Here is a 10,871-nt window from a genome sequence, read left to right on the forward strand (position 1 = left end):
TAGTTTAATTATAACTTATATGCAGGAGCGATCGCACGGGTTTCTCGTGAGCAATCTATATCAAATCCGATACCATCGTCTTGCATTCAGATCTCTATTCTCTCTCTCTGTGTCCTCTGTGTTCTCTGCGGTTAAATCACCTGACCATACAACCGGAAACGATAATATTAGTTGTACTAAAGAAGGACTAAAGTCCTCACTACGAACCTAGGATGATAATTTTAATGCTGATATTGACTTATATATATGGCGACACGGATTTCCATTATTTAATGATATGTCAAGTTGCAAAAAAAAGCAAGGGGCGAACTAAAAAAAAAGTTGCCCCAGCTTTAATAAAAAACTACCTTTGATTCCAAGCCGCCGCCGCATCAGTGACAGCTTGCTCTACTGGTTTTTCGCCTAACATTGCTGCTTGCAAATTGTCATAAATTGCCTTTTGCAACTTCTTAACATCCTTGATGTCCAACCCAGAAGCGCTGATAATCCTAGCTCGATCGCTCGAAGCAGCATCGGCCGGAACGCTCTTAAAATAACCGTCCTGCAAAGTCTCAACCGTGGAAGGCAAAACATTAGCAGCCTTGGCAAAAGCTAACTGATTTTGAGAATTAGTTACGTACAAAGCAAACTTGACAGCATCATCAGGGCGCTTGCTATCGCGAGGGATAACTAAATTCATTACTGCCACAGTTTTCTTGCCAGTTTCTCCGGTAATTTGAGGTGCAGCAGTTGAAACAGCACCAATACTCGGAGCATTCTCGGCGATCGCCTTTAAAAACTGAGGCCCGGAACCCAACAAAGCAGTTTCTCCAGCTTGATAAAGCTCGATCGCCCTGCGGTGTCCCTGCACCAAAACATCCTGCGGTAACAGCCCGCCCTTGTACAAATCAACCCAATACTGAAAAACAGCTTTGCCCTTAGCTGTATTAAAAGCAGCCTTACCTTGAGCGTCCACCAAAGGCACACCCATCTGCACGAAAGATTGCAACACTTCCGCCGAATCCTCCGGTACAAAAGTCGCAAAAAAAGCAAACTTACCAGTTTTCTCTTTTACCTGTTTTGCAACAGTTGCCAACTCGGCATAGGTAGCCGGAGGCTTGGTAATTCCAGCTTTTTTAAACAAATCCGTATTGTAAATAGTTACCGGAGTTGTAAGATACCAAGGAATGCCAAAAGTCTTGCCCTCAAGTACACTAGCTTTCCAGATATTTGGCAGATAGCTCGATCGCACTTGCTGCGAAATCCGCGAGTCCAAATCCAGCCAAGCATTGCGTCCCGCCAACAGCGAAGCAAAATCAGGATTCAGGTTCACCACATCCGGCGCAGTTTTCGCCGACACAGCCCCCAAAATCTTGCTTTCCATCGCCGACCAAGGCACGTCCACCCAGCGCACCTTCACTCCCGGATTTTCCGCTTCAAAACCGGCGATCGTCTTGTTGAAATACTCAGTAAACTGAGGTTGCAGTTGCATAGTCCAAAACTCGATCGCGTCCGCATTCTTGGCCTGGGAATTAACAGCCGGCTTGCTGCAACTTACCACCGCAGCCAGCAGCAGCCCCACCAGCCCAAACACAGCGAACAGTTGCCAAGATTTACGTTTCATAGAAATAAATTTTGAGATTCAAGGTTAGCTAAGGAGAAAACAAGCATCGCCCTCCCAAAGCCCTCCTGGGCTCAAGCGCCAGAGTTTTGTGTGCGGGCCCGGGAGGGAGAGAGTCGGTTTTGCTGCATAACCGGCAGGTTTTCGGTCGATCGAGTTTAAATTTGTTGACATTCGCAACAGAATAGCTATTGTCAAGTAAATTGGATAGCATAAAATCGAAACTGGCGATCGCGCCACAAAGACTGTGCAGCGCAGAATCAGGCGGGATACCGAGATCGCAGCGATCGCAGTATCGGCGGGAGTTGGAAACCAATCTTCCAACAGCCAACGGCCCAATCAGGCTGGCAAGCGTACAACATAAAAAAATACCAATTACCGACGACCCAATCCTATGGTTAACTTTTTCAAAGGTCTACTTTCCCCACGCCAGCCTGGAATCGGGATCGAAATAGCCCCAGATCGCATCAACATCATTCAGATCGAAAAGAAAGCTCAGGCATTAAAATTGGGTCTCCTAGCCTCAATGGAAGTACCAGAAGACATCATACAAGAAGGGCAAATAGTCGATCCGCCGGGAATGGCAGAACTAATACGCACCCTGATGGCTGAAAACAAAATCAAAGCCAAGAAAGTAGCCACCGCCATTCCCGGCCGCGAAGCCGTGATCAGGCTAATTCCAGTTCCCGCAGAGCTCAACGAAGAAGAACTCCGGGATTACATGAACGCAGAAGCAGGGCTGTACTTGCCGTTTCCCAGAGAAGACGCCGACGTAGACTATCAAAAAATAGGCCTATTTGTAGATGACGACGGCGTAGAAAAAGTGCAAGTCGTATTAGTTGCAACCCGCAGAGAAGTTACCGATACATACATCGAAACCTTCAAAGAAGCCGGACTGGATATAGACGTGTTAGAAGTAACCAGCTTTGCTCTGATCCGCACCCTCAAAGACCAACTGCAACAATTTTCCTCCCAAGAAGCAGCAGTCCTCACCGACATAGAATTTGACAGTACCGAGTTAGCTATAGTAGTGGACGGCATACCGCAATTTAACCGTACTATCCCGATCGGCACCTACCAAATCCAGACCGCCCTCAACCAAGCCATGAACCTGCCTCCCACCAGAGACACCAGCGAACTGCAAGGCATGACCCTACCAGTCACAGACACAATGGGCGCATCGGGAGACACCAATCCCGGCACCAATGCGATGATTAAAGTATTGGGAGAACTAGCAGACGAACTGCGCCGTTCAGTAGACTTTTACCTCAACCAGAGCGAAGAACTCGAAGTAGCGCAACTGTTGCTAGCAGGGCCAGGAGCTGCGATCGGCAAACTTGACGAATTTTTCATGCAAAGATTAAGCTTGCCGGCATCTCAAGTAGACCCAATCGAAACCCTAGGACTCGAAATCAGCGAAGAAATTAGCCCAGAACAGCGAGCAGGCTTAGGAGTAGCCTTAGGTTTAGGACTCAGGGAGGTAATGTGACCTAAGAGTTTTAGATAATAGAAAAACAGATTTGAGAATTTTAGGAAAAAGCTTCTTCCGCAAAAAGAAGCCCCCTGATACAGAAGGTAGAATATTGGAGGTAAAAGGTAAAAGGTAAAAGGTAGAATATCGGAGGTAGAAGCAACCACTTCCTTCAGTAGAAGGCAGAAAGTTGTTTCTTTCTTCCCTAAATAAATCCTTCACTTATACCGGCAATCTGGCGCTCTGTCTAAAATCTAAAATTTCAAATTAAAATCTATAGCAACAGCCAAGACGGTTGGGACGTTCTTAATTGCTCAAACCATGCGGCAGATTGCACCTTCCACAGGATTTCCTCCTTCTTCCTTCTTCCTTCTTTTTACCTTGAGCCAAGCCTTTCATGCCTTCTTCCTTCTTCCTTCTTCCTTCTTCCTTCTTCCTTCTTCCTTCTTCCTTCTGCTATAAAATCCAGTGAAGCCATGTACAGCCTAGATATTAATTTTCTCAACGATCGCCCCGACTACAAACCAGTCACAGCAGCCAAAAGCTCAGCTAGAAGAAGTTCCGGGGGAGCCAAAGACCAACTGCCCCTAATTGGGGCGGGGCTGTTTGCCTTGGGTCTCAATGCCGCCGTCATGGGCGCCTGGTGGTGGGCGACCAGCCAAAATAGCAGCTTGGCTACAGAACAAGCAAACATCGAACAAGAACTGGCAAGGTTAAGCACTCAAGCCAACGCCATCAAAGCCATCAACGCCGAAACCGACAAAGTTACCGCCGAATACAAAGCATTAGCCGGAGTATTCGACCAAATTAAACCTTGGTCGGCGATGCTGCAAGACCTGAGTGCCCGCACTCCCGCCGGACTGCAAATTGCCAAAATCGAGCAAATCGACCCCAGTCCCGCCCCCGTTGCAGCAGCACCCCCTCCGCCCGCGGCAACTCCCGCCGCATCCCCCGGCGCGAGTCCATCCCCCGGCGCGAGTCCATCCCCAGCCAGCCCCACCCCGGTGGCTGCTCCTATCCCAGTCGCCCCGCCACAGGCGGCAAAAGTACAAATTTCAGGGATAGCCAGTACCTTTGCTCAAGTTAACGACTTTATGCTTCTAGTCCAGCGCTCTCCTTTCTTCCTCAACACCGATACCAAACTGGTAGCGGCCACATTAAAAAGCAACCCCACGCAATTACAAGTGCGGAACCCAAACGCAGCAGCAGCAGAACTTCCCAAACTGCGGCCGGTGGTGGAATATAAAATTGAAACAACGCTCAGCCCGACTGGCGCCTCCGAGTTGCTCCCCGAGCTGCGGAGCAAGCAAGCAGACGGGCTAGCAATACGGATAGAAACACTTCAAGAAAAAGGAGTGCTAGAACCAGAAAAAACAGAGGTGAAAAAACCATGACAGCAGAGTTTATTCCCAGCGGGGCACAAGCAGAAGAAGCAGGGACTCAGGAAATATTTGGCATTAAGCTGACACCCCAAGTCCAAGCAATAGGCATCGCGGTTCTCGGCCTCGGAATAGCCGGCTACGTCGGCTCCCAGTTCGTACTCCCGGAATTCCAAAAAAGCGACGAAATTAAACAAAAAATTGCCGCCAGCAAGAAAACGCAAGTCGAATTGCAAACTCTAATTCTCAAAAAGTCAGAAGCACAAGCAAAGCAAGAAGAAGCCAAACAGCGCCGGGCCAACGTGACGGCAATGTTTGCTAGCGACGCAGGATCTAACACGCTGCTGCTTGACATGAACCAACTGGTTAATCGCATCAACGCCGGCGTGCAAGGGGACGACCTCAAGGCTAAAATTACCAAATTTGAGCCGGATGTCCCGCCAGCAGGAGCACCAGCACCCGTGCCGGGAGCTCCCGACCCTGATATTCTCAGCGATACGTCCTTCGGGCCGTCCCTGGCTGGCAAGCTCAGACGCAAAAAATATAAGGTAGAGTTTGAAGGCAGTTTCGCTCAAACCCGCAATTTCATGCGTAACTTGGAGTTGATGCAGTCGCTGTTGGTAGTGAGGAATTTGAAATCTGAATTGCTAACATCAACTCAGTCTATGCAAATAGATTTTTTGAAGGGAAGAATAGTCCCTGTGGAGCAGCCACAAACTAAAATTAAAACGGCTTTTGACTTGCACGCGCTGCTGCCGTTAAAGCAAGAAGAAAAACTGCCAACTCCGGCTCCAAGTCCTGCTGCTAAGTAGCCGTATTATTGCTGATATTAGCTCTTTTTTGAAAGTTGCTTTTTCAGCAGGAGGTAGAAGATAGAACGCCAAAATATGAATGCCGCGAACAAAAATATATGGCAATCTAAAATTAGGCTTTTTGCCGAATTCATTCTAACTTCTTCCTTCAAACACAGGCTCGAATCGAGAAGATATAGCCTTCGTTTCAGTAAGATGATGTGCCCATAGGGCTCCGTGGGCATCGGCCTTCCCAGGGCATGGGGCATTGGGCATTGGACATTAGTAGGCCCTCACCAATAACCAATAACTAATAACCCATGCCCCATGCCCCATGCCCCATGCCCCATGCCCCATGCCCCATGCCCCATGCCCCATGCCCCATGCCCCATGCCCCATGCCCATAAATAATAAAGTGTAGAGGAGAGAACGTGAAACAGCATCTACGGTTAAGTGGAGGACTCTTGAGCAGCGTTGCCGGAGTTATGCTCGCCCAAGCGCCAGTCTCGGCAGCGCCGACTAAAGTCACAGGAGTGCAAGTAAGTCAAGCTAATAATGGCGTAAATATTGTCCTAGCTACCGAAAAGGGCGATCGCCCGCAAGTTTTTGGCATCAACAGCGGCAATACCTACCAAGCCACGATTACCAACACCCAGCTCCGCCTGCGCCAAGGCAACAGCTTCCGGCAAGATAACCCAGCTCCGGGCATTTCCTCAGTAGAAATCACCCAGGTAGAAGCTAACAGCATCCGCGTTGTAGTGGCAGGAACCAACGGAATTCCCAACGGACAATTTGTGCCCGGACAAGGCCAAAGCATAGTCCTCAGCGTTGCCGGACAGGGCGGGACAGCGCAGTCTGCCCCAGCAACACAGGCTGCATTGCCCTCGCTAAACCAAGCCCAAAATGTACCTCCGCCACCTCCAGGACTGCCGCTGAGCCCAACAACTTCCCGGCCGGCCCCCGTCCGCACGTCGCAAACCCCGGGCGTGATGCTGCAAAATCCCGAAGTTACTATTACTAGGAACGATCGCCCGCCCCTCCCCAGCGAAATACAATCTCAGAACAATCAAGCTCCGTCTTTCCAGCCGCGGGCTGTAGCGCCGCCCTTGGGAGATATCGCATTGCTTTTACAGGCGGCGGGGCCCCCGGCCAACCAGGCCAAGCCGCTCCGGCGGCCGCACCGGGAGCAGCAGGAGCATCTGATGAAGGGCCGAAGATTTCTTTGGACATCGAAAATGAGTCGGTGCAAGATGTTTTTAACTACGTGCTGCGGATCAGCGGGCTGCAAGCCAACCGCGTCGGGCGCACGATTTTTGTCGGTTCTAATTTGCCTCTAGACTCGCGCAATATTATCGTTCGGACGCTGCGACTCAATCAAGTCAGATCTACCGATGCAGCTAACTTTTTGAGTGCTCAAGGTGCAGAAACTCAACTCCCCATTACTCGGGTGACTATTCAAACCGTGGGCCAGGGAAATACGGCGCGGGATGTGGAAATTCGGGAACCGGACATTAAGGCAATTGGTGCCAAGGATGGCAACGGGCCGCTCTTGCTGAGGGGACTGTCGGTGCTGGCGGATGCGAGGCTCAATTCGATCACTTTGGTGGGCGATCCGCGCAAAGTTGATGTTGCGGTAGCTTTCTTGACTCAGCTAGATTTGCGCCGCCGTCAAGTGGCTGTCAACGTCAAGGTGATCGATGTCAACTTGCTGGGAAACAACAGAAGTAGCAGCAGTTTCTCTTTCGGAATTAATAACAATTTCTTTGTCAATCAGGACGGAGTAGCAAGTCTCAATTTTGGTGGCTTGCGGCCGGCTACAGTCGGTGATGTCAACAATCCCAACAATCGATCGACTCCGCCGATCGTCCCCAACCCCATAGGAGCCGTGGAGCCTATCTACGATCAGAGGGGCAATTTAATCAACGTGCCTCTAACAGGGACTCCTACCTACGATCGGAATGGCAATTTAATCAACGTACCTAACAGTGGCGGGGTGTTCCTCCGCCCGACAGCAATTACTGGTAACCCCGGACGAGTTGGGGTTGAAACTTACGAGCCTGGCCCGGGTGGCAGTGCGACTTTCGCCCTGTTCCCGCTGTTGCAATATCCGAGGAGGTTCCTGTCGGCGTTGCAGGCAACTATTGAAACCCGGAATGCCAAAATCCTCACCGATCCAACTCTGGTGGTTCAAGAAGGAGAAACGGCGAATGTGAATATTACTGATGAGATAATTACTAACATCACTCAGCAAACGCAGACCACGGGAAATACAAGTACCACAACCACGACGGCAGTGAAAGATAAGGCCGGTTTGCAGTTGGGGGTGGCGATCGATCGGGTTGACGATAATGGCTTTGTTTCTTTGCGGGTGAACCCGATTATCAGGACACCGGGCTCCACTCGAGATCTGGCCACGGGCGCGAACACCAATCAGATAACGCTGCTGGGCGAGCGATCGTTGCAATCGGGGCTAATTCGCCTGCGGGACGGTCAAACTTTGATTGTTTCGGGGATTATCCGCGACGAAGAACGGATTACAGCAAACAAGATTCCGATTTTGGGAGATTTGCCGATTATCGGTTCGCTGTTCAGGAGCACCACTAAGGATAACCAGCGGGCAGAGTTGATTGTATTGCTGACTCCCCAGATTTTGGATGATAGCGATCGATCGAACTTTGGCTACCAAAACAACATCAGTCCCGACGCCCGCCAACTGTTGCAGCGCAGTCAGCCCGTCCAACCCAGACAGTAGGCATGGGGCATCGGGCATCGGGCATCGGGCAAAGAGGGCATCGGGATGAAGGAAGAGGTGTCAACTTAAGGTCAAAAGTCGTGCCGGTCTGCTGTCTGACGATTTGCCGAGTCTAGATCCCCCCTAACCCCCCTTAAGAAGGGGGGGACAAGAGCGTCGTCCAAGTCCCCCGACTATCCGGGAGAGAAGAGCGTCGTCCAAGTCCCCCGACTATCCGGGAGAGAAGAGCGTCGTCCAAGTCCCCCGACTATCCGGGGAGAGGGACAGGATTCTTCTCAAAGTCAACCCCTACTCCCCTTCTTAAGGGGGATTTAGGGGGATCGAGACTCGGCTATAAACGAGAGATACAAACGACTATCCGGGGAGAGGGACAGGATTCTTCTCAAAGTCAACCCCTACTCCCCTTCTTAAGGGGGATTTAGGGGGATCGGGCCTCGGCTATAAACGAGAGATAGAGATACAAAGGTTTTTAGGCGATTGGTGACACGAATGGGAAGAGAGAAGAGGTTCGAGGAAAAGAAATATTTCTTTTCCCCTTGACAATTCAGACTTTATTCCTTTTAATTCACCTTCTTTCTCTCAGAAGCAATCAGGAATCAGGAAAAAAAGTTTTGTTTAACCCTTGACAAATGACATTTTATTCCTGCTATTTTTACTTATTTTCAAATTTCAAATCCACGGAGGCAAGAAATCTTCTCTCCAAAGAGGTATTTTTTTACCTAAATTTAGGTATTAATTCTAAAAATTGTCCGAATCCATATAAATTAAAGGTTCCACCGATCCATAAGGGTCGGCAAGACTTTAGAATAATGCAGTGAAAATTAGATGCTGTCGGGTTTTCAGCAACTAAAAACAAAAATTCCTTTTCTGACCAATTACCCTAGGGTAATTAGTATTCAGCAGGAGTTCTTAATTGGGGAAGCGGGCTGGAGTAATAGGGGATAACCCAAACGCTCTCAACCCAAACTCCAATACAGTTACAACTCACAGCTAATAGTTGAACTCTGTTTAACGTATTTTGCAAATCCCAGAAGGAGTTCTGAATGAACAAAGGTGAATTGGTTGATGTAGTGGCCGAAAATGCTAGTGTCACGAAAAAACAGGCAGATGCCGTTTTGAGTGCAGCCTTGGAAGCAATCATGAAAGCTGTCTCCGACGGCGACAAGGTGACATTGGTCGGTTTTGGCTCGTTTGAGTCGCGGGAACGCAAGGCCCGGGAGGGTCGCAATCCCAAAACTGGCGACAAGATGGAAATCCCGGCAACTAAAGTTCCTGCATTTTCCGCAGGTAAGTTGTTTAAGGACAGAGTTGCACCGCCGAAAGAACCCAAAATTTAATTGGTGAACTGAGTCTTGATTAGACCTGTACACGGTGGGAATTTAGCTTGGGCAGCCGCATTGGCTGGCTGCCCTCCCTCTGCTATTCTCGATTTTTCTGCCAGTATCAGTCCTTTGGGCCCTCCTGAGTCTGCCCTGGCTGCGATTCAAGCTCATTTGAGCAGTCTCACGGCTTACCCAGACCCGGATTATGGAGAGCTCCGGACTGCTTTGGGTGAGGCATTGAATGTTGACCCAGATTGGATTTTGCCGGGGAATGGATCGGCGGAATTGTTGACTTGGGCGGCTTGGGATTTGTCGAAGCTGGAGGGGACTTATTTGGTGACTCCGGCTTTTGGCGATTACTGGCGAGCTCTTTCGGCTTTCGGCGCGCAGGTGCTCGATTGTCCTTTGGATCTCACATCTTGCACCATTGTCAAGAACGGGCAAGATGCCCATTCCACAAGGGATGAATTTTCTTGTGGAACAGGCATCTTGCCTGTTCCCAAACAAGTAATTGAGAATGGTGGAACATCTGGGTTGGATCTCAAATCGTTGGATGCTGGAACCGGAAACGGATTGGTAAGCGATGATTTATCGGTTTCTAACGGTTCCCTTGTCTCTCCTTCTTTCCCTCTCCCGGTTCCTCTTGCTCTCGGCGCCGATCGAGCTTTGTTGCTAAACAACCCTCACAATCCTACGGGTTTGCTCTTCGGTAGGGAGGCGATTCGGCCTTATTTGGAGCAGTTGGGTATGGTGGTGGTGGATGAGGCCTTTATGGACTTTCTACCGCCAGCAGAGCAGCAAAGTTCGATCGCTCTAGTTGAGGAATTTCCGAATTTGGTGATTTTACGATCGCTCACCAAATTCTATTCTCTGCCGGGACTGCGGATGGGATGTGCGATCGCCCATCCCGACATCCTGCGTCGCTGGCAGTTGCTGCGCGATCCTTGGCCTGTGAATGCCTTGGCTGCGGCTGCGGCTGCTGCTATGGTGCGAGATGCTGCTTTTGAGCGGCAAACTTGGGATTGGCTGCCTGGGGCTCGGCGAGAGCTGTTTGAGGGTTTGGCTGATTTACCCGGTTTGCGGCCAATGGCTGGGGCGGCTAATTTCTTGTTAGTTGAGTCCTCGGTGTCGGTGGCTGCAATTCAAAAAAGTCTGTTGCAACAACACCGGATTTTGATTCGGGATTGTTTGAGTTTTCCTGAGTTGGGCGATCGATTCTTTCGAGTCGCCGTGCGCGATCGGGCGGACAATCTGCGACTGATTGCTGGACTTGCCGATGTGATTAGGAATGGCAATTTAATAACTTAATCGACTTGCTTGTTACCAGGCTCTGCCTCCTTTTACTTCCCAGAGTATAGGAGAGAGGACTGTAGGAGCTGTTTAAATTATTAAATTTTCGTTCCTTAGCTGTTAACTCGGAAATTCATCTCACGTCATAATCTTTGATTTTGGCGTGAAATGAATGCCAGAAGAGCGGGCGAATGGAATTCGCGCCTATACAGACAAAACCCGCCTCCGCGGGTTGAAGAGTGGGCCGTTGAAATTACGTTGTTTTC

The 10,871-nt window shown here is 49.8% G+C and carries 9 protein-coding genes; 7 read left to right on the forward strand and 2 right to left on the reverse strand.

The features are described from left to right. Positions 1 to 343: 343 nt before the first annotated feature. Positions 344 to 1,603 (reverse strand): sugar ABC transporter substrate-binding protein, encoded by a 1,260-nt coding sequence (locus tag JGK20_RS32305; RefSeq protein WP_293233533.1) that lies wholly within the window; start codon positions 1,601 to 1,603, stop codon positions 344 to 346. Positions 1,604 to 1,627: 24 nt separating this feature from the next. After that, positions 1,628 to 1,924: a hypothetical protein gene (locus JGK20_RS32310; RefSeq protein ID WP_293182084.1), complete on the reverse strand. Its 297-nt coding sequence runs from the start codon at positions 1,922 to 1,924 to the stop codon at positions 1,628 to 1,630. A 70-nt stretch (positions 1,925 to 1,994) separates the two neighbouring features. Here JGK20_RS32310 and pilM point away from each other — a divergent pair, with 70 nt between their 5' ends. The 7 genes from pilM to JGK20_RS32345 all read left to right on the forward strand — a co-directional run bounded on the left by pilM (position 1,995) and on the right by JGK20_RS32345 (position 10,623). Then, on the forward strand, positions 1,995 to 3,089 hold the full coding sequence (gene pilM, locus JGK20_RS32315) for a type IV pilus assembly protein PilM (protein WP_293182086.1): 1,095 nt from the start codon (positions 1,995 to 1,997) through the stop codon (positions 3,087 to 3,089). 458 nt (positions 3,090 to 3,547) lie between these two features. Further along, a complete protein-coding gene (locus tag JGK20_RS32320) occupies positions 3,548 to 4,465 on the forward strand; it encodes a PilN domain-containing protein (protein WP_293182088.1) in 918 nt (305 codons plus the stop codon). Further along, positions 4,462 to 5,262, forward strand: coding sequence for a pilus assembly protein PilO (locus tag JGK20_RS32325; protein WP_293182090.1), 801 nt, complete (start codon positions 4,462 to 4,464; stop codon positions 5,260 to 5,262). Before JGK20_RS32320 ends, JGK20_RS32325 begins: the two co-directional genes overlap by 4 nt. A gap of 410 nt (positions 5,263 to 5,672) precedes the next feature. Next, positions 5,673 to 6,578 carry an AMIN domain-containing protein gene (locus JGK20_RS32330; RefSeq protein ID WP_293233535.1) on the forward strand — a complete coding sequence of 302 codons (906 nt, stop codon included), beginning with the start codon at positions 5,673 to 5,675 and terminating at the stop codon, positions 6,576 to 6,578. Continuing rightward, positions 6,464 to 7,993: a secretin N-terminal domain-containing protein gene (locus tag JGK20_RS32335; RefSeq protein WP_293233537.1), complete on the forward strand. Its 1,530-nt coding sequence runs from the start codon at positions 6,464 to 6,466 to the stop codon at positions 7,991 to 7,993. The genes JGK20_RS32330 and JGK20_RS32335 overlap by 115 nt, the downstream gene beginning before the upstream one ends. A gap of 1,043 nt (positions 7,994 to 9,036) precedes the next feature. Then, positions 9,037 to 9,330: an HU family DNA-binding protein gene (locus JGK20_RS32340; protein ID WP_293148925.1), complete on the forward strand. Its 294-nt coding sequence runs from the start codon at positions 9,037 to 9,039 to the stop codon at positions 9,328 to 9,330. Positions 9,331 to 9,345: 15 nt separating this feature from the next. After that, positions 9,346 to 10,623 (forward strand): threonine-phosphate decarboxylase, encoded by a 1,278-nt coding sequence (locus JGK20_RS32345; protein WP_293233539.1) that lies wholly within the window; start codon positions 9,346 to 9,348, stop codon positions 10,621 to 10,623. Positions 10,624 to 10,871: the final 248 nt, after the last annotated feature.

Origin of the sequence: Microcoleus sp. PH2017_05_CCC_O_A (assembly GCF_020738785.1) — a bacterium.
Classification (GTDB): domain Bacteria; phylum Cyanobacteriota; class Cyanobacteriia; order Cyanobacteriales; family Microcoleaceae; genus Microcoleus.